Source organism: Nocardia sp. NPDC051833 (assembly GCF_040681225.1).
Taxonomy (GTDB): Bacteria; Actinomycetota; Actinomycetes; order Mycobacteriales; family Mycobacteriaceae; genus Nocardia.
This window is the reverse complement of sequence record NZ_JBFAYK010000001.1, coordinates 1,327,498-1,345,514: the sequence shown is the minus strand read 5'-3', so window position 1 is coordinate 1,345,514 and position 18,017 is coordinate 1,327,498. Positions and strand designations below refer to the sequence as shown.

15 protein-coding genes are annotated in these 18,017 nt (G+C 71.4%); 9 read left to right on the top strand and 6 right to left on the bottom strand.

Translation table 11 applies throughout. The features are described 5' to 3' along the window. Positions 1 to 34: 34 nt before the first annotated feature. From AB0L91_RS05880 to AB0L91_RS05870, 3 genes are all read right to left on the bottom strand, one after another. Complete coding sequence (locus AB0L91_RS05880; protein WP_365007506.1) at positions 35 to 1,198, bottom strand: VWA domain-containing protein; 1,164 nt, start codon at positions 1,196 to 1,198, stop codon at positions 35 to 37. A 136-nt stretch (positions 1,199 to 1,334) separates the two neighbouring features. Further along, entirely contained in the window at positions 1,335 to 3,821 is a 2,487-nt protein-coding gene (locus AB0L91_RS05875; protein WP_365007505.1) for a DUF5682 family protein, read from the bottom strand. A 49-nt stretch (positions 3,822 to 3,870) separates the two neighbouring features. After that, positions 3,871 to 4,971: an AAA family ATPase gene (locus tag AB0L91_RS05870; RefSeq protein ID WP_365007503.1), complete on the bottom strand. Its 1,101-nt coding sequence runs from the start codon at positions 4,969 to 4,971 to the stop codon at positions 3,871 to 3,873. A gap of 83 nt (positions 4,972 to 5,054) precedes the next feature. On the opposite strand from AB0L91_RS05870, the gene AB0L91_RS05865 reads away from it, so the two are divergent. Further along, entirely contained in the window at positions 5,055 to 6,161 is a 1,107-nt protein-coding gene (locus tag AB0L91_RS05865) for a transposase (RefSeq protein ID WP_365007501.1), read from the top strand. A 95-nt stretch (positions 6,162 to 6,256) separates the two neighbouring features. On the opposite strand, the gene AB0L91_RS05860 is transcribed toward AB0L91_RS05865, so the two are convergent. Beyond that, positions 6,257 to 9,151, bottom strand: a complete 2,895-nt coding sequence (locus AB0L91_RS05860) for an SWIM zinc finger family protein (RefSeq protein ID WP_365007499.1) — start codon at positions 9,149 to 9,151, stop codon at positions 6,257 to 6,259. 429 nt (positions 9,152 to 9,580) lie between these two features. Here AB0L91_RS05860 and AB0L91_RS05855 point away from each other — a divergent pair, with 429 nt between their 5' ends. The 4 genes from AB0L91_RS05855 (at position 9,581) to AB0L91_RS05840 (ending at position 13,397) form a co-directional block, all read left to right on the top strand. Continuing rightward, the gene (locus tag AB0L91_RS05855; RefSeq protein WP_365007497.1) at positions 9,581 to 12,172 is read left to right on the top strand and encodes an AAA family ATPase; all 2,592 of its coding nucleotides are present in this window, start codon (positions 9,581 to 9,583) and stop codon (positions 12,170 to 12,172) included. A 115-nt stretch (positions 12,173 to 12,287) separates the two neighbouring features. Continuing rightward, positions 12,288 to 12,662 (top strand): hypothetical protein, encoded by a 375-nt coding sequence (locus AB0L91_RS05850; protein ID WP_365007495.1) that lies wholly within the window; start codon positions 12,288 to 12,290, stop codon positions 12,660 to 12,662. Positions 12,663 to 12,697: 35 nt separating this feature from the next. Continuing rightward, the gene (locus tag AB0L91_RS05845) at positions 12,698 to 13,096 is read left to right on the top strand and encodes a YchJ family protein (protein WP_365007493.1); all 399 of its coding nucleotides are present in this window, start codon (positions 12,698 to 12,700) and stop codon (positions 13,094 to 13,096) included. A gap of 25 nt (positions 13,097 to 13,121) precedes the next feature. Continuing rightward, positions 13,122 to 13,397, top strand: a complete 276-nt coding sequence (locus AB0L91_RS05840) for a SelT/SelW/SelH family protein (RefSeq protein ID WP_365007491.1) — start codon at positions 13,122 to 13,124, stop codon at positions 13,395 to 13,397. Between the two features lies 1 nt (position 13,398). Here AB0L91_RS05840 and AB0L91_RS05835 read toward each other — a convergent pair whose 3' ends face one another. Both AB0L91_RS05835 and AB0L91_RS05830 read right to left on the bottom strand, forming a co-directional pair. Next, positions 13,399 to 13,740 (bottom strand): DoxX family protein, encoded by a 342-nt coding sequence (locus tag AB0L91_RS05835; RefSeq protein ID WP_365007489.1) that lies wholly within the window; start codon positions 13,738 to 13,740, stop codon positions 13,399 to 13,401. A 77-nt stretch (positions 13,741 to 13,817) separates the two neighbouring features. Next, positions 13,818 to 14,039, bottom strand: a complete 222-nt coding sequence (locus AB0L91_RS05830; protein WP_355276204.1) for a zinc ribbon domain-containing protein — start codon at positions 14,037 to 14,039, stop codon at positions 13,818 to 13,820. 104 nt (positions 14,040 to 14,143) lie between these two features. Between AB0L91_RS05830 and AB0L91_RS05825 the strand changes: the two genes are divergently transcribed. From AB0L91_RS05825 to AB0L91_RS05810, 4 genes are all read left to right on the top strand, one after another. Continuing rightward, complete coding sequence (locus AB0L91_RS05825) at positions 14,144 to 15,277, top strand: ROK family transcriptional regulator (protein WP_365007486.1); 1,134 nt, start codon at positions 14,144 to 14,146, stop codon at positions 15,275 to 15,277. A gap of 138 nt (positions 15,278 to 15,415) precedes the next feature. Then, the gene (locus AB0L91_RS05820; RefSeq protein WP_365007484.1) at positions 15,416 to 16,459 is read left to right on the top strand and encodes an ABC transporter substrate-binding protein; all 1,044 of its coding nucleotides are present in this window, start codon (positions 15,416 to 15,418) and stop codon (positions 16,457 to 16,459) included. Beyond that, complete coding sequence (locus AB0L91_RS05815; protein WP_365007482.1) at positions 16,456 to 17,307, top strand: ABC transporter permease; 852 nt, start codon at positions 16,456 to 16,458, stop codon at positions 17,305 to 17,307. Before AB0L91_RS05820 ends, AB0L91_RS05815 begins: the two co-directional genes overlap by 4 nt. Further along, positions 17,283 to 18,017, top strand: coding sequence for an ABC transporter ATP-binding protein (locus AB0L91_RS05810; protein ID WP_365007480.1), 735 nt, complete (start codon positions 17,283 to 17,285; stop codon positions 18,015 to 18,017). The genes AB0L91_RS05815 and AB0L91_RS05810 overlap by 25 nt, the downstream gene beginning before the upstream one ends.

Genomic DNA, 18,017 nt, shown 5'->3' with positions numbered 1-18,017 from the left:
CCGATCGCTTCGCAGCCTAGCGAAACTCGCGGTGCTACACGGCGGGAGTGTTGGTGTCGGCCCAGTGCGTGAGGTCGCCGCGGTCCAGGGCGACCGCCAGCAGATCGGGGAATTTGTCCGGCGTGCAGGCGAAGGCGGGGATGCCGAGCGCGGCCAGCGCGGCGGCGTTGTCGTGGTCGTAGGCCGGCGCGCCCTCGTCCGACAGTGCCAGCAGGACCACCACCTGGACGCCTGCCTCCTTCATCGCGTTGCACCGGCGCAGCATCTCCTCGCGCACGCCGCCCTCGTAGAGGTCGGAGATGAGTACGAACAGGCTGTCGGTGGGCCGGGTGATCAGCGTCTGCGCGTAGGCGATGGCGCGGTTGATGTCGGTGCCGCCGCCGAGCTGGGTGCCGAACAGGACGTCGACCGGGTCGCTGAGCTGCTCGGTGAGGTCGACGACCTCGGTGTCGAACACCACCAGCGAGGTCTTCAGCGAGCGCATCGAGGCCAGCACCGCCCCGAACACCGAGGCGTAGACGACGCTGGCCGCCATCGAGCCGGATTGGTCGATGGCCAGCACCACATCGCGCTGGATCGACTGTGCCTTGCGCCCGTAACCGACCAGCCGCTCCGGCACCACCGTGCGGTGCTCGGGCAGATAGTTGGCGAGGTTCTTGCGGATGGTCCGGTCGAAGTCGATATCGCGCAGTTTCGGGCGGTGGGTGCGGGCCGAGCGATTGATCGCGCCGGTGACCGCGGCGACGGTCTTGGCGGCGATGCGCTGCTCGATCTCGCGCACCACCTTCTCGACCACCATCCGGGCGGTGGCCTTGGTGGTCTCCGGCATCACCCGGTTCAACCCCATCAGCGTGCCCACCAGGTGTACATCGGGCTCCACCGATTCCAGCAGTTCGGGTTCGAGCAGCAGCTGGGTGAGGTTCAGCCGCTGTACGGCGTCGCGCTGCATCACCTCGACCACGGTCGCGGGGAAGTAGGTGCGGATGTCGCCGAGCCAGCGCGCCACGCGCGGTGCCGAACCACCGAGTCCGCCGGACCTCTTCGTCGATCCGCGTGCCTCACCGGTGTTGTAGAGGGCGCCGAGGGCTTGGTCCATGGCCTGGTCGGGGCCCGAGGACAAGCCGCCGAGCTGCTCCTCCGCGGCCTGGCCGAGGACGAGTCGCCAACGGCGCGAATGGGTGTCGTCGTTACCGGTCACGGCAGCAGCTCCAGGTGTTCGAGCGGAATTCGTCGGGATGCCGGTGATACCCGGGCCGTAGCTCGGATCTCCGGCGGTGTGCTGCACCGGATTCGGCGGGCGGCGGCGAGGACCGCACCGTGGGCCGGTGGCGCGGTCATCCGGCGGCGCCCAGGATCGCGGCGGCGGCGCGCAGGGCCGCCTGCCCTCGGGCCGGGTCGATGGGGGTCGCGCCGGTGGCCGCGGCCGGTGCAGAACCGGTATCACGCAGGGCCTGGCCGATGGCGCGACGCTCCCCGGATTCGAAGGAACCGAAGGTGCGGCGCAGCAGCGGCAGGGTGGCGACGAACTGGTCCTCGGTGAGTTCGCGGAGCCACTCGTCGATGCGGCGCAACAACTCCCGATCGTGGACGAGCAGCAGGCCGCGCCCGCCGAGGAAGCCGTCGATCCAGGCGGCCTTGGCGGCGGGGGTGTTGCCGACCGACAGGGCGGCGGCCAGCCGGCGGGCCGAGTCGGCGTCGTCGATGCGTTCGGCGTCGCACAGCAGGCGGACCGCGCGGCCGCTGATCGCGCCGTGCACGTCGTCGCGGTCGGCGATGCGCTGGAGCGTGGCCAGCCATTCGGTGGTGGCGTGGTCGTCGTCGCGGGTGCTGATCGCGGTGTGCGCGGCGTCGATCTGGGCGCGCAACGCCTCGGCCGCGTCGGTGTCGAGGCCGGTGACCGCGCCGGGTAGCCCGGCGCAGATCCGCACCAGCAGGCCGTCGGCGACATGGGCCAGCGCCTTGGTGTCGGTGCCGCGGACGTCGCCGTAGCGCAGGGTCCTGGTCAGACCGGGCAGCGCGCCCAGCAGATGGGTGACGTCGTGGTCGAGGGCGGCGGCCGCTTCCAGCCGGGTGATCAGGCCGTCGGTGGCGCCGCCCAGATCGGCCAGCAGCGCGGTCTCCAGCGCGTCGGCGAGTTCGGCGACGGTGACCCCGTCGCGGCTCGCGGTGTCGAGGATCTTCGCCTCGGCGGCGGTGCGCAGCGTGGTGCCCCAGACCGCGGCCTCGACGATGCGGACCTCGAATTCCGGTTCCCAGCGCAGGGTCCAGGTCTCCCGGAAGGTGCCGGTGTTGCGGACCTCGCCGACGGTCGGCGTGCCCCAGTCGACGCCGAGCAGCCGCAGCCGGTGCAGCAGGTGCGAGCGCTCGACATCGCGCTCCTTGCGCAGGTCCAGATCGACCGTGCGGGCGAGAGCTTCCTGCTTGAGCCGCAGCGTCTTGCTCCGCGCTCGCAGATCCGCCGCCAGCGGCACGGTGGGGGTGTCCTCGGGGACGCCGCCGAGGGTCTCGCCGACGACGAGTTCGTCGATCACCAGCCGCAGCATGGTCTCGTCGCCACCGCACATGACCGAGCGCACGGCCTCGGTCACTTCGGACAATCCGGCCAGCGGGCGCCCGCGCAGCGCGGCCAGCGTGTCGGCCAGGCGCACCGACTCGATGATGTGCGCGCTCGACACCGGCAGATCGTGCGCCCGCAGCACGCCGGCGACCTTCGTCAGCCACCGCGCCACCGGTCGCTCGGTCTCGGTGAACAGATGGTGATACCAGCCCGGCGAGGTGACCCCGGCCCCGTACCCCGAGCCCGCCGCCAGCCGCGAATGCGTCCACGGCACCCAGGTCAGCGCGGTCTTGATCTTCGGCAAGCCCTTGAGCAGCCGGGCGTCCGGTGCGGCCGGTCCGAGCGCCCCGTCCAGCGCGGGCGCGTGCCAGGCGCCGCACACCACGGCCAGCCGCTTCGCCCCGTCCTTGAGCGTCTGCCGCATCACCTGCCGCATGTACGCCTCGCGCCGCAGGGTGTGCTGATCGACGACCAGCGGTGCGATCGCGGGGTCCGCCGGTAGCGCGGTGCCCGATCCCGGTGCCGGTGCTACGTCGTCCGGTTCCACTGTGGAATCGGTGGGCAGGCCGGTCGAGAGCGGCGAATCGTCCTGTGGCGTCTGGATCGCGTCTTCGCGCAGGGCGGCCATCGCGTCCGCGATCGCGTCGAAAGCTGCACTGTCCGGGACGGATTCGACAACGGCGTCCCACCAGCGTTCGGCGTCGTCGTAGCCCGCTGCCGAGGCCAGGGCGGCCAAGGGGTCGCTGCGGTCGCCACGAGCGTCGTCATCGTCGGCGAGGACGTTCGCGGCGGGGAGATCGCAGAAGCGCACCGGCACGGCGTGGTCGGCGCCGTAGCGCATGGCCTGCCACTCCGGGGAGAACACCGCGAACGGCCAGAAGGCCGCGCGGGCAGGCGAATCCGGAACGTAGGCCAGCAGGGCGACCGGCGGGCGCATGGTGTCGGCGGCGACGAAGCCGACGAGGGGGTCGGCGTCGGCGGGGCCTTCGATGAGGATGGCGTCGGGGCGGAACTCCTCGAGTGCCTGACGCAGCGATCTGGCCGAACCCGGACCATGGTGGCGGATGCCGAAGACCCGGGTCTGCGCGGCGGCTCCTGTCCCGGTCCGCCTGTCCTGGCTCGGGTCGGGAGTCGCGTCGTCCGCGGCCGACGCCCCGGTGACCTGCGCGCTCACATCGGCTGTTGCCACCGCGGCGACGGGTGCGGCACTCGGCCCGCTCGCCGGATCATGGTCCGGGTTCGTGCCGTCATTCGGTCGATTCATCGAAAACCCCATGTGTGCGGTCTGTTCCGTCCTCCCCGTCGGCCCGGCGTCAGTGCGAGATCTCGCGGCAGGCGCGGTAGAAGTCGGCCCAGTCCGGACGTTCGCGCACCACGGCCTCGAGGTATTCGGTCCAGATCACCGAGTCGGCGACCGGGTCCTTGATCACCGAACCGAGGACGGCACCGGCGATATCGGAGGCCCGCAGCACGCCGTCACCGAAGTGCGCGGACAGGGCGAGCCCGTTGGTGATCACCGAGATGGCCTCGGCGGTGGACAGGGTGCCCGAGGGCGACTTGAGCTTGGTGCGCCCGTCGGCGGTGATCCCGGAGCGCAGTTCGCGGAACACCCGCACCACCCGGCGGACCTCCTCGGCCGCGGCGGGGACGGTCGGAAGTTCCAGTGCGGTGCCGAGCTGTTCGACCCGCCTGCTGACGATGGCGACCTCGGAATCCTCGTCGGCGGGCAGCGGCAGCACCACGGTGTTGAAGCGGCGGCGTAGCGCCGAGGACAGGTCGTTCACGCCGCGGTCACGATCGTTGGCCGTGGCGATCACATTGAAACCCTTGGCCGCCTGCACTTCCGCGCCCAGCTCTGGCACCGGCAGGGTCTTCTCGGACAGGATGGTGATCAGCGCGTCCTGCACATCGGACGGGATGCGGGTCAGCTCTTCGATGCGGGCGATGGCCCCGGTCCGCATGGCCGTCATCACCGGCGAGGCGACCAGCGCGGCGTCACTGGGCCCCTCGGCCAGCAGCCTGGCGTAGTTCCAGCCGTACCGGATCGCCTCCTCGGCGGTCCCCGAGGTGCCCTGCACCAGCAGCGTCGACTCCCCGCTGATGGCGGCCGAGAGATGTTCCGACACCCAGGTTTTCGCGGTGCCGGGCACCCCGAGCAGCAGCAGGGCGCGATCGGTGGCCAGGGTCGCCACGGCCACCTCCATCAGCCGCCGCGGCCCGACGTACTTCGGCGTGATGACGGTGCCGTCGTCGAGCGTGCCACCCAGGACATAGGTGACGACCGCCCACGGCGAGAGCCGCCAGGACGGCGGCCGCGGCCGATCGTCGACGCGCGCCAGCGCGGCCAGCTCCTCGGCGAAGGCCTGTTCGGCATGCGGACGCAGCAGGGTGGTTGTGGATTCAGCTGTAGTCATCGGCTTGTCGACGCGGCACTCGGCAGTGACCGGGTGGCTGCGCCCTCTCCTTCTTCACATAGTTGTGTCGTATTGTGTGAGCCATGCCGAAGACGGTGAAGCGGGCCTACAAGTTCCGCTTCTATCCATCCCCCGCGCAGAGCGCAGAGCTGACTCGAACATTCGGATGCGTTCGTCTGGTTTGGAACAAAGCGCTCGATGCTCGTACCCGGGCCTGGGCGGCCGACGGGCGAAGCACCACCTACGTGCAGGCCTCCGCCGCGCTGACCGAGTGGAAGCGCAGTGACGGGCTGGCCTTCTTGAACGAGGTCAGTTCGGTTCCGTTGCAGCAGGCGTTGCGACACCAGCAGGCAGCGTTCGCCGCATTCTTCGCGAAACGCGCAGGATATCCGAGGTTCAAGTCGCGAAAGAAGTCTATGGCGAGCGTGGAATACACGCGATCGGCCTTCCGCTGGCGCGGCGGACAGCTGACCTTGGCGAAGATGGCTGAGCCGCTTGATATCCGATGGTCGCGGCAACTGCCCGAATCCGCGAACCCATCTACGGTCACAGTGTCCCGCGACGCGACGGGCCGTTGGTTCGTGTCGGTTCTCGTTGAAGAGACGATCGAGCCGCTGCCGCTGATCGATGCGATGGTCGGTGTGGACGTTGGCCTCTCCTCGTTGGCCGTTCTGTCGACCGGCGAGAAGATCGCCAATCCGCGACACGAGCGACGTGATCGCCTGAAGTTGGCCAGGGCGCAACGGGATCTGGCTCGCAAACAAATCGGCTCGAACAATCGGCAGAAGGCACGCCGACGGGTGGCTCGCGTGTACGCGCGGATAACCGATCGACGTACCGACTTCCTGCACAAACTGTCCACGAGGCTGATTCGCGAGAACCAAGTGATCGCCATCGAGGACCTGTCGGTGCGCAACATGGTTACCAATCACACGCTTGCCCGTGCGATTTCGGACGCGAGTTGGGGACAGTTGCGCAGCATGCTCGACTACAAGGCCGACTGGTATGGACGCGAGTTGGTGGCAGTAGACCGCTGGTACCCGTCGAGCAAAGTGTGCTCGGCCTGTGGTGTGCTCACTGACCAATTGCCGCTGCAGGTTCGTCAGTGGACGTGCCGATGCGGCGCTGTTCACGACCGCGACGTGAACGCGGCCCGCAATATCCTCGCTGCCGGGCTGGCAGAGAGATGAAACGCCTGTGGAGTCGGCGTAAGACCTGGCGGGAGTTTTCCCTTCGGGCGGCTGATGGTGAAGCAGGAATCCTGGTTCTTCGGGGCTGGGAGCAGTCAACGCAGCTCCTCGAGCATGGTCGCGCGGTCGGTGAGGTGGTGGGCGAGTCGGTGGAAGGCCTGTTGCCAGGCGGGGTCGTCGGTGCTGTCGGCGAGTGCGGTGACGCGCTCGGCCAGGTCGACGGGCAGGTGGACGCCCGCCGCGGTGATCAGGGCCCGGTCGGCGTAGACGCCGGCGTTCGCATGGGCTTGACGGGAGGTCGTGCGGGCGCGTTCGCCGAGCAGGCGCACGACGTGGTCGGCGACCGGGCGCGGCCAGGGATGGTCGAGGCCGGGCAGGATCGCGTGCAGTTCGGTGAGCTGGTGGGCGTCGAGATCGAGGACGTGCTCGATCCGGTCGGTGGCGTCGAGCAGGGTGAACAGTTCGCGGCGGCGCAGCACGGCCTGTTCGGTCGGGGTGGCGTTGGCGAACAGCGCACGGGCCCAGGTGGTGTCGCGCTGGGCGAGGGCGGCGTCGACCCAGCCGTCGACGATCGCCTTGGCGTAGCGCGGCGGCAGGGTCAGGGTCAGCGCGGCGGTCGCGGTGGCCGCTCCGGTGGCGCCGACGAGCGGTTCCCACGCGGTCAGCGGGGTGGCCGCGATCGCCTGGTGCAGGGTCTTCAGCGTGGAGTCGGGGGTGTCCCAGCGCAGGGTGGCCTGGTCGGTGCCGTCGGTGATGCCGTCGCGCCTGGCCTGCGCGTCGACCGCAGCGGGCACCGTGACCTCGACGGTGCCGTCGGCGTCGACGCGCAGCCACGCCGACACCAGCGCCGCCATCCGCTGCCCGAGCGCCGACCCGGGCAGCCGGGCCAGCAGGCCTGCCGCGGTGCGCCGGACGTCGCCGCGGCGATCGTCGAGTGCCCGCTCGAGCAGCGGCTCGTCGGCGAGACTCGATCCGTCGACGAGGAGCGCGAGCAACTCGGCCTTGATCGGGCCCGATTCCTTGGCCCACGCGGTACTCAGCACCTCGAGCGCGGCGGCGGGATCGGTGTGGCGCAGGCGCGCCAGCCAATCCTTGCGCTCGCCGGGCGCGCCGAACAGCCAGACATCCTGCGCCCCGGGTGTTCCGGTGACCTCCTCGGGCGCGGCCCGCTCGACCCGATCCACCGGGAACGAGTCGAGCAGCGTCGACCACGCCGGGTTCCGCGCCGCCAGCCACCGGCCACGCCGACCGGCCAGCCGCAGCAGCGGCCCGCGCAGCTGGACATCGGCGGCCGCGGTGAGCGCCTGCACGCACAGCACATCCGGCAGCCGGTAGTCGAACGGCGCCGCGGCGGTGAACCATTCGGGCAGGAACGCGGACTTCTCGGTGAGCAGGCGGCTGAGGCGCTCGGCGGCCTGCCGGGGCAGCAGCGGGCGCGCGTCGTCGGGCGCTGGGTCCGGCTTCGGCGCGGTGCCCGGCATCCGGCCGCCGCGCAGGTAGAGGTCCTGGAGGGCGGCCGCGTCGAGCAGCCGGACCGGCGGTTCGCCGGAGCGCTGCGGCACCACCGCCGTCACGGCGTCGGCCAGCTGGACGCCGTCGGCGCTGCGGCGGGCCGTGCCGAGCAGCGCGACCGAAACCAGTTCGGCCAGTTCGGGAGTCGGTGCCGACCGGGTGGGGAACTCGGTCTCCAGATCGGTGACCTCGCCGGCGCTGAACACCGAGACCGGATCGAACCCGTCGGCGCGCCACTCACCGGTGACGGTCACCGGATGACCGCCCGCCACCGCGAACAACCGCCACGGCCGCACCCCGGCGGGCAGCGGCAGCGCGGCGCCCTCGGCGTCGACGAGGTGCCAGCCGTGCTCGTCGAGCACCGGCACCACGTCGGCCAGCAGGGCGGGCCAGGCCCGCAGCCACGGGTCGTCGCCCAGTGCCGAGGCGTAGGCGTCGAGCGCGTCGCCGATGGTGACGCCGCCGATCGCGGGCACGGTGGTGAACGGTGCGGGGACGCCGTGCCGGGCGCCCCACTGCACGCGCAACGGCGCGGCGCCGGGGTAGTAGTGCAGATCGGCGTCGACCTCGTGGCCGGGCGCGGGGACCTCGCCGGTGAAATTCGGTGTGCCGAAGGAATGTTCGATCAGGACCGCCCAGCGCCCGCTGCCGCGGCCGCGCAGCCAGGTGCGCCGGGTGTGCAGGCGCTCCTCCTCGCTGACCCGCATGCCGAGGACCAGCCAGCGGTCCCGCACCGCGGGCTCGGCCAGCACGGTCTCGGCCTGGGTCGGATAGCCGACATGGGTGCGGATGCCCGCCCGCAGCGGCTCCGGGACGGCATCGATGGTGCGATGGGCCAGCACCAGCAGATGCAGCCGGGCGTACTCGCGCAGCAGCAGCTCGGGCCAGTGCTCGGTGGTCACCACGGCGGCGGGCAGGCGGCGCAGCGTCGCCGCGACACCGGGCGCCTGGGCGTCGACCATGCGGGCGGCGATCGCCTCGTACGCGGCGAACGAGCGGTCGGTCTGGGCCAGCCCGGTCCGGATCTGGTCGGTGAGCCACACCTCCAGCTCGGTCAGGCCCGCCGAGACCCTGGCCCGCCGTTGCTCGACGGTCGCCGGCGACGGTGTGGCGGCGGCCTTGGCCCTGGGTGGTGCCGCCGCCTTGGCCGCCCGGCCCGCCAGCCACTCCGCGGCGAACTCCGCGGGCGCGTCCTGCGCAGGCACCGCGCCGCCGGACCAGCTCAGCAGCAGCGACAGCGCGTGCTTGCACGGAAACTTGCGGCTCGGGCACGAGCACTTGTACGCGGGCCCGGCCAGGTCGACGATCGTCTGATAGGGCTTGGACCCGCTGCCCTGGCACAGACCCCACACCGCACTGCCCGCGCTGCCGGTCGCGCGCCAGCGACCGGCCAGCTTGCGCGCGGCAGCCAGTGAGCTCGCGTCCGGCGCGAGTGCGCGGACCTGGTCCTCGGTCCACGGCGCCTGTTGGTCGGTCATCGCCTTCCCCCGTTCTCTCCTCGCCGAAATATCTACCGCAGGGGACCGACAACTGCCGTTCACGTCGGCGAATCTCGGCGGAAGACGCTGCCGCTCCGGCAGATTCGTGCGGTTGGACTTGCTGCCTGCGGAAAAGTCTGGCATTCTGACCTGTTCGGCTCGCCCGGACCGCCCACGTCGCTCATCGCAGCGTAGCGCGGGTGTGAACACCTCATCGAGCTGCCCGCCGGGGTGGGCGAGGGGTGGACATCGAGGGGCCCGCCGTGGCACCACGATGGCCATTCCACTCCCGCGGGCAGATTCGCTGGGGCACTGCGCATCCCCTGGGCGAACGCTCCGCGATCAGGTAGCGTTTGCCGAGGAGGATCACGTGGGCCGGGCAGATCGGCCGCCGCGGTGCGTGCGGCCGCGAAGGGGGATGTCGCAGAAGTGTGCTCGGATCGCATCGCCGAGGTGGTCGCGCGCGAGCTCGCCGCCGACCCCGCCGTGGAGGGGCGGGTCGCCGAGTGCGTGCTGGCAGCCCTCGCCGAGGCCGACGGTGATCGAGCCGCACCCGATTCCGGTGATACCGGGGTCTTCCTGCGCTCGATCACCGTGCACGGCTTCCGCGGCATCGGGCCGACGGCCACGCTGCGCCTGAACCCCGGACCGGGGCTGACCTTGGTCGTCGGGCGCAACGGCAGCGGCAAGTCCAGCTTCGCCGAGGCCGCCGAATTCGCGCTCACCGGCGGCAACCGGCGCTGGGACGGCCGCTCGACCGCGTGGCGCGAGGGCTGGCGCAACCTGCACGAACCCGATCTCGCCCGGATCGAGGTCGACCTGCTCACGGCGGGCGAGGAGGCCGAGCTCACGGTCGCCACGCACTGGGCGCCCGGCAGCGAACTCGGCGAGGCGCAGTGGACCGAGCGCCGCGGCACGGACCGGACCGTGGCCATCGACCCGCGCAGCAGGCGCGGTCGGCTGGACCTGTATCGGCCCTTCCTGTCCTACAGCGAGCTCGGCGCCCTGGTCGACGGCAAGCCCAGCGACCTGTTCGACGCGCTGCACCGCCTGCTCGGCCTGGACGAACTGGCCGCCGCCGCCGAACACATCCGCCTGCGCAAGCTGGAACTCGAGCGCGCCGTCAAGGATTCCCGGCAGTCCCGCACCGATCTGCTCGCCGAACTCGCCGACGTCGACGACGCGCGCGCCCGCCACGTCGCCGACCTGCTCCGCGTCCCGGACCCCGATCTCGACGCGGTGGCCGCCGCGGTCGCCGGTTCGGTGCTCGGGCCCGACGGATCCGACGGGCTGCGGGCCATCCTGCGCCTCACGCTGCCCGACCCGGCACAGGTGGCCGCGGCGGTCGATCGCCTCGCCGACGCCGCCACCGCGCTGTCGCGCCACGCCACCACCGACGCCGAGTCCGACCTGCGCGTCCTCGAACTGCTCACCCGCGCCCGCGAACACGTCACCGCCAGCGGCGCCTGCCCCTGCCCGCTCTGCGGCCGCGGCGACCTCGACACCGCCTGGCTGGCGGCCGCCGACAGCGAAATCAGCCAGCGCGAAGCGCAACTCGCCGCACTCCGCTCGGCCCGCGCGGAGTTCGATGCCGCGTTGGCCGCCGCTCGCGCGCTCACGTCGCGTGTACCCCTCGAGCTCGGCGCCGCGCAGCCGACACCGGTCGCTTCCGCGTCGATCGTCGGCGGCGAAACCACACCGGGCAGCGGCGCTGTGCTGTCGGAAGGTGTGGCCACGCCTGGAGGTGGGACCGCGCTGGGCGGTGCCGCCGTGTTCGGTGGTGGGACTGCGTCGAGCGTCGGGCAGACGAGCGATGGGGCGGGTCTGATCAGGCGGCAACTGTCGGCGGTGCATGCACTCTGGACGGTGTGGGCCGGGCTCGGCGAGGCGGAACACGATGACGAGTTTTCGCAGCGTCTGGGTGACACCTACGCCGAGTTGAGCGCCGAACTCTCTGCTCTGCAACGTGATACGAGCACCGAGCTCGATCGCCTCGACTCCGTGTGGTCACCGCTCGTCCCGCGCATCCTCGCCTGGCTCGATCCCGCCCGCGCGGTGTCCGCCGACGCGGCCGAACTGCGGATGGTGAAGAAGGCCGCGGACTGGCTCAAATCGGCGACCGCGACGATTCGCGGCGAGCGGATGCGCCCGCTGGAGAGCACCGCGCGGTGGGTGTGGAGCACGCTGCGACAGCAGAGCAATGTGGAACTCGGCGCGATCCGGTTGCAGGGCAGCGCGGGCACCGCGCGGCGGGTGCTGTTGGATGTGACCGTCGACGAGGTGGACGGCGCCGCGCTCGGCGTGATGAGCCAGGGCGAGCTGCACGCACTCGGGCTGTCGCTGTTCCTGCCGCGAGCGACGATGTCGCACAGTCCGTTCCGCTTCGTGATGATCGACGATCCGGTGCAGGCGATGGACCCGGCGAAGGTCGACGGCCTGGCCAGGGTGCTCGCCGAGGTGGCGACCACCCGGCAGGTGGTGGTGTTCACCCACGACGAGCGCCTGGCCGAGGCGGTGCGCCGGATGCAGCTCGACGCCACGGTGCTCGAGGTACAGCGCCGGGAACGTTCCGTGGTCGAGGTGCGGGTGACCGGCGACCCGGTGCGCCGCTATCTCGACGACGCCCGCTCGCTGCTGCGCACCCCGCAGCTGCCGCCCGCCATCGCCGACGAACTCGTCGCCACCTGCTGCCGCTCCGCGATCGAGGCGGCGGGGCTGGCGAAGGCCCGCCAGGAACTGCTCGCCACCGGCCTCGATCACGCCGAAGTGGAACGGCGGGTGCGCAACGCCCACACCACCCGCGCGATGATCACCCTGGCGATCATGGGCCCCGGCGCCCGCGTCGACGACCTGAACAAGCACCTGAGCGCGGTCGGCGGCCGCTGGCTGGTCGGCGTGCTGCGCGACGCCACCGCGGGCGCGCACGTGCCGATCGATCGGCCGATGCGGGAATTGATCAGCGACACCGAACGATTCATCGCCTGGCTGCGCGCCCACGAGCCCGCCGCGGTCCGCTCATGAGCCGCGATACAGGTAGTCGGCGCTCGCGGTCCCGCCGGGGCGGCGGTGCTGCGGTGGTGCGCCGGTGAACCGGCGGAGCAGGCCGCGACGGCCCAGGTACACCCCGCGCCCCTCGGTGGCCGAGCGCCTGGAGGCGGCCGAGAACCTGCTGTCCGGCGACGTCTCCGACGCGGGCGGGGTGTGGTCGCGGGCGGTCGCGTGGATTCTGCGGCTCGCGCTCGAGCAGGCCGTCGACGAACTGTGGGCACAGATCGCCCCCGAACTCATGCGCTGCCCGATGCGGGCCCAGCTCCTCGCCCTGCGCGTGTACGCGGGGCCGGAGACGGCGGGCCGGGTCGGCGCGCTGTGGGCCGCGCTGTCCCGGGCGGCCCATCACCTCGACTACGAGATGGCGCCCAGCGTGACCGACCTGCGGCGCTGGCGCGATCAGACCGGTGACCTCGCGCGGACGCTGGAACTGGTCCCGCTCGCGCACCAGCCGTTCGGCTGATCCCGCGTGGGCGCCGCCGGTCCCGACCCGGCAGGATGACCGGCATGGGTGAAGCGAAACCGTGTCCGTGCCGTCGCGGCGAACCGTTCGACGACTGCTGCGGACCGATCCTGGCAGGCACCCGGCCCGCACCCACCGCCGAGACCCTCATGCGCTCGCGCTACACCGCCTATGTCGTCGGTGACGTCGACTACCTGCTGCGTTCCTGGCATCCGAACACCCGGCCCGCCGAGCTCGAGCTCGACCCGGCGCAGCGGTGGCTGTTCCTGGAGATCGTCGGCACGCAGCGCGGCGGGCCGTTCGACGACAACGGCACCGTCGAGTTCATCGCCCATTACAAGGTGGCCGGCGTCCGCGACGCGATGCACGAGAACAGCACCTTCGTCCGGGTCGACGGCGCATGGGTCTACCTCGACGGCACGTTCAGCGCCTGAGTCGCCCCTGGTGGATACTGACCCCGTGCCCAGGATCGCGATCGAATACTGCACCCAATGCCGCTGGCTGCTGCGCGCGAGCTGGATGGCCCAGGAACTGCTGACCACCTTCGCCACCGACCTCGGTGAGGTCGCCCTGGTGCCCGGCCAGGGTGGCATATTCCGGATCACCCTCGACGGTGAACAGCTGTGGGAGCGCAAGACCGACGGCGGCTTCCCCGACATCGCCGTCCTCAAGCAGCGGGTGCGCGACCGCATCGATCCCGACCGCGACCTCGGCCACGCGGACCGCCGCGACTGAATCAGGCGAACAGCACCGCGGCCGCGATCGCGAGCCCGAAGATCACCGCGGGCGGTCCGGCATGGTTCAGATCGTGGTGGGTGGCGTGCGCGAGGAGCGCCAGCGCGAAGTACGCCACCAGCCCGAGCGCCGTCGCCAGGCCCAGCGGCGTCCACCAGAGGCCGACGACCAGCCCGAGCGCGGCGGCCAGCAGCACGGCCGCGAGGATCGGCAGCCGTCGGCGTTCGACGCCGACCCTGGCGTAGGCCTCGACGACCTCGGGCCTGCCGGACAGTTTCGCGCGGGCGGAGTAGACGAGCAGGGCGGCCAGCACCAGGGCGACCGCGATACGCGCGACGGTCATGACGCGTCTTCTTCCGCGAGGGGATCGGTCCCCCTCGATTCTACGAACCCGCGGCGATCAGCGGACGGCTCCGCGGGTCAGCAGCAACCGCCGCCACCACAGCACCCGCCACCGGCGGGGCGTGGCGCGGCCACCGGCGCGGGGGCGGACCCGCGGCCGACGGTGCCGAAGGTGGTGAGCAGTTTGACCGTGTCGTCGTGGCCCGCCGGGCAGGCGGCCGGGTCCGCGGCCTGCGCCATCGGCCGGTTCACCTCGAACGTGTCGCCGCAGGAGCGGCACCGGAAGCTGTAGTTCGGCATCGGCACAGTGTAGGCGGGCGCTTGCGATCACCGTGCGCCGAAGCCTTCGTCCAGCCCGGGTGGCTCCGTAGCCTCATCGGTCAGCGGTGACGGCGAGGTGGCACATGACGAACAGCAGCGCGGGGGCAGTGTTGCGGGCGGTGCTCGAACTGGGGCCCGCGCCGCGCAGCGTCGTGGCGCGGCGGGCCGGGGTGTCGCCCGCGACGGTGACCTGGCAGAGCAAGGCCCTGCTCGAGGCGGGGCTCCTGGTCGAGCTGCCCGAGACCGCGGGACCGGCCGGGGTCGGCCGGCCGCACAGCCCGATCGCGCTCGACGCCGCCGGGAACGTGGTGCTGGCACTGCATATCGCGGCCGCGCAGATCACCGTCGCCGTGGTCGACATCGCCGGGACCGTGCTGTCCAGCGAGCAGGTGCCGCACCGGACGCACGCGCCCTACGACATCCTCGACACCGCGATCGACCGGGTGCGCGCCGTCGCGGCGGGCCTGCCCGACGGCCTGCGGGTCCGTGGCCTCGGCGTGGCCGTCGGCGGCCGGGTCGACACCACCACCGGTTCGGTCGTCGACCACTCCTACCTGCGCTGGCGAGATGTGCCGGTGCGCGAATACCTGGCCGCGCGAACGGGTTTGCCGACCAGCGTGGACAGCCACACCAGGGCGCTGGCGCACGTCGAGCAGCTCTACGGGCACCTGCGCGGCACGACGAGTTCGATCGTGCTGTTCGTCGGCAATGTCATCGACGCGGCGATCGCCGTGCACGGGCGGGTGCACTACGGCCCGCACTCCGGGGCCGGTTCGATCGCCCGATTACTCGGCGCGACCGCCGGATCCGCGTTCGCCCTCGACGATTTCGGCGACCACGCCCTGCTGGCCAGAGCGATGCGCGCCGGGCAGGTCGACAGCATGGCCGAGCTGGTGGCGGCCGCCGCGGCGGGCGGACCGGAACGGGCGTACTTCCTCGAACGGGCAACGGCGATGGGCGAAGTGGCGGCCGCGCTCATCGATCTGCTCGATCCCGAGGCGCTGGTGCTGGTCGACCGGGGCCTCGGCACGGTGCCCGGGGTCCGCGAAGCCTACGACGACGCGGTGCGCGCCCACTCGCTCATCGGTGCCGACCCGGCGGAGGTGGTGTGCGAATCCGCCTTCACCGGACAGGTTCTGGTGATGTCGGCGGCCGGCGTCGTGCTCCACGAATTGTTCCGTGAACCGCTGACCTCGGTGGTCGCCGACGCGGTTTGATTCGTGGTTATTTTAAGGCAGTCGAATATTGACCGGAACGGACGGCTGCGGCGACAGTTGTCGTATGAACAAAATGCAGTGTTGTCGCGCATCGAATTCGCTCGCCGACATTACTTCGATTCGATCCGGGAAATCATCTTGCGTAAGAATATTCGACGAATAGCACTGCTCGCCGCCGCCGCGTCGCTGCTGGCGGTGTCGTGCGCCACCGACGACAGCGACGGGGCCGCGCTGACCGCCGCGCTGCCGACCACGGTGCCGCCCGGTGTGGCGCTGACCGTCTCCGCCAACACCGCCAAGGTGGCGCTGACCGCCTCCGGTGAACTCGGCAAGCTGCCGTTCACGGTGTCGTCCTGGCCCGCGGTCTCGGCGGGACCCGATGTCATCCAGGCCTTCCGCGGCGGTTCGCTGGATCTGGCCACCAATGCCGGGATTCCGCCGATCCACGCGCACGCCACCGGGCTCGACGCCAAGATCGTCGGCGTCAAGGTCAGGGAGACGCCGCTGTACAAGCTGGCCACCGCGCCCGGCACCGCGATCACCGGCCTGAACGACCTGCGTGGCAAGAAGATCGCCTTCTCCCCCGGGCAGGCGCAGGGCGTGGTCGTGCTGCGCACCCTCGCGGCGGCGGGTATCCGCACCGACGAGGTGCAGCTGGTGGAGATCAACGGACCCCAGTTCCTCACGGCGTTGCAGGGCAAGCAGATCGACGTCGCCCCGCTGGGCGAGCCGACGCTGACGAAGTACCTCGACAAGTACGCGTCGGAAGGCGCCAGGGCGGTGGCCACGCCCGCCGTCGACGCGCTGAGCGTGCTGTGGGCGCCGACCAGCATTCTCCGGGACGACAGCAAGGCCGCCGCGATCGCCGAATTCGTGAAATTCTGGGCGCGCGGCGAAGTGTGGGCCTGGGAGCATCCCGAAGAATGGATCGACGCCTACTACGTGAAGGATCAGTCGGTCACCGAGGCCGACGGCCGCCGCATTCTCTCGACCGTCGAGAAGCCGTATTTCCCGGAGAATTGGGACGCGGCGATCGCCTGGGAGCAGCAGACCATCGACCTGGTCACCGGGGCCGGTTACTTCGGCACGCCGTTCGCGGCCGCCGACCTGTTCGACCGGCGCTTCGAGAAGCTGGCCGCCGGTGCCGTCCCCGGTCCGTATCGCACCAAGGGGGCGCAATGACCATCGCACTGACCCGCGCGGCCGTCCCCGTCGCCGCCCCGCGCGAGGACGGCTTCGTCGACCGCAGGGCGCTGCGCAGGCTCGGTCTGCGCAAGGCGATTCCGGCCGCGCGCCTGCTCGGCGTGGTCCTGCTGCTCGCCGCCTGGACGGCGGGCGCCTGGTCGGGGCTGCTCGACCAGCGCAAACTGGCGGCACCGTGGACGGTGCTGCGGACCGGCTGGGAACTGCTCGTCGACGGTCCGCTGCTGTCGCACCTGGGTGTCTCGTTGCAGCGCGCGGTGCTCGGCCTGGTCATCGGTGTCGCCGTCGGGACCGTGCTGGCGCTGGTCTCCGGGCTCTCGCGGCTCGGCGAGTCGCTGGTCGACGGACCGGTGCAGCTCAAGCGGGCGATCCCGACGCTGGGCCTGATCCCGCTGATGATCCTGTGGCTGGGCATCGGCGAGGAGTTCAAGGTCGTGCTGATCACCCTCGGCGTGATCGTCACCATGTACATCCAGACCCACGCCTCGCTCACCACGATCGACCAGAAACTGGTGGAACTGTCGGAGGTGCAGGGGGTGTCGCGGGCGACGTTCATCCGTCGCGTGGTGATTCCCGGCTCGCTGCCCGGCTTCTTCCTCGGCCTGCGGCTGTCGGTGACCGGTGCCTGGCTGGCGCTGATCGTCGTCGAATCCGTCAATGCCACCGACGGTCTCGGCAAGATGATGTCCAACGCGCAGAACTACGGGCAGGCCGACGTGATCCTGGTCGGCCTCGCGGTGTACGGCGCCTTCGGCCTGCTCTCGGATTCGGCGATCCGGGTGCTCGAGCGAAAGGTGCTGTCATGGCGGCGCACGATCGCGGGGTGAGCGCGGCCGCCGGGGTCACCGTGCGCGCGCTGACCCGCCGCTTCGGCGAGCGCACCGTGCTCGACGAGATCGACCTGACCATTCCGGCGGGCCAGTTCGTCGCGCTGCTCGGGCGCAGCGGTTCGGGCAAGAGCACGCTGCTGCGCGCGCTGGCCGGACTCGATTACGACGTGGCGGGCACGGGCTCGCTGCGGGTGCCCGCGAAAACCTCGGTGGTGTTCCAGGATTCGCGCCTGCTGCCGTGGCAGCGGGTGTTGCCCAACGTCCTCTACGGACAGCCCAGGTCGCGCCGCGAGGCCGGGGTCACGGTGCTCGCCGAGGTCGGCCTGGCGGGCCGGGAGCGCGCCTGGCCCGGCGAGCTGTCCGGCGGTGAGCAGCAACGGGTCTCGCTGGCCCGCTCCCTCGTCGGCGAGCCCGACCTGCTGCTCGCCGACGAGCCCTTCGGCGCGCTCGACGCGCTCACCCGGATCAAGATGCACGCCCTGCTGCGCGATCTCATCCGCAGACACCGGCCCACCGTCCTACTGGTCACCCACGACGTCGACGAAGCCGTCGCCCTGGCCGACCGGGTGATCGTGCTCGACGACGGCCGCCTCACCGTGGACATCCCGGTCGAGCTGCCCGCCGAGCGCGATCCCAGCCTGCCCGCATTCCAGCACATCCGCCGCACCCTGCTCGCCGCACTCGGCGTCGCGCCCGTCGCGGTCTGA

What these genes read in the sequence shown, in the direction of transcription:
- AB0L91_RS05815 (WP_365007482.1), top strand. Translation starts at nt 16,456, where the DNA reads ATGACCATCGCACTGACCCGCGCGGCCGTCCCCGTCGCCGCCCCGCGC.
- AB0L91_RS05810 (WP_365007480.1), top strand. Translation starts at nt 17,283, where the DNA reads ATGGCGGCGCACGATCGCGGGGTGAGCGCGGCCGCCGGGGTCACCGTG.
- AB0L91_RS05845 (WP_365007493.1), top strand. Translation starts at nt 12,698, where the DNA reads ATGACCGGCATGGGTGAAGCGAAACCGTGTCCGTGCCGTCGCGGCGAA.
- AB0L91_RS05870 (WP_365007503.1), bottom strand. Translation starts at nt 4,971, where the DNA reads ATGACTACAGCTGAATCCACAACCACCCTGCTGCGTCCGCATGCCGAA.
- AB0L91_RS05860 (WP_365007499.1), bottom strand. Translation starts at nt 9,151, where the DNA reads ATGACCGACCAACAGGCGCCGTGGACCGAGGACCAGGTCCGCGCACTC.
- AB0L91_RS05830 (WP_355276204.1), bottom strand. Translation starts at nt 14,039, where the DNA reads ATGCCGAACTACAGCTTCCGGTGCCGCTCCTGCGGCGACACGTTCGAG.
- AB0L91_RS05825 (WP_365007486.1), top strand. Translation starts at nt 14,144, where the DNA reads ATGACGAACAGCAGCGCGGGGGCAGTGTTGCGGGCGGTGCTCGAACTG.
- AB0L91_RS05875 (WP_365007505.1), bottom strand. Translation starts at nt 3,821, where the DNA reads ATGAATCGACCGAATGACGGCACGAACCCGGACCATGATCCGGCGAGC.
- AB0L91_RS05835 (WP_365007489.1), bottom strand. Translation starts at nt 13,740, where the DNA reads ATGACCGTCGCGCGTATCGCGGTCGCCCTGGTGCTGGCCGCCCTGCTC.
- AB0L91_RS05865 (WP_365007501.1), top strand. Translation starts at nt 5,055, where the DNA reads ATGCCGAAGACGGTGAAGCGGGCCTACAAGTTCCGCTTCTATCCATCC.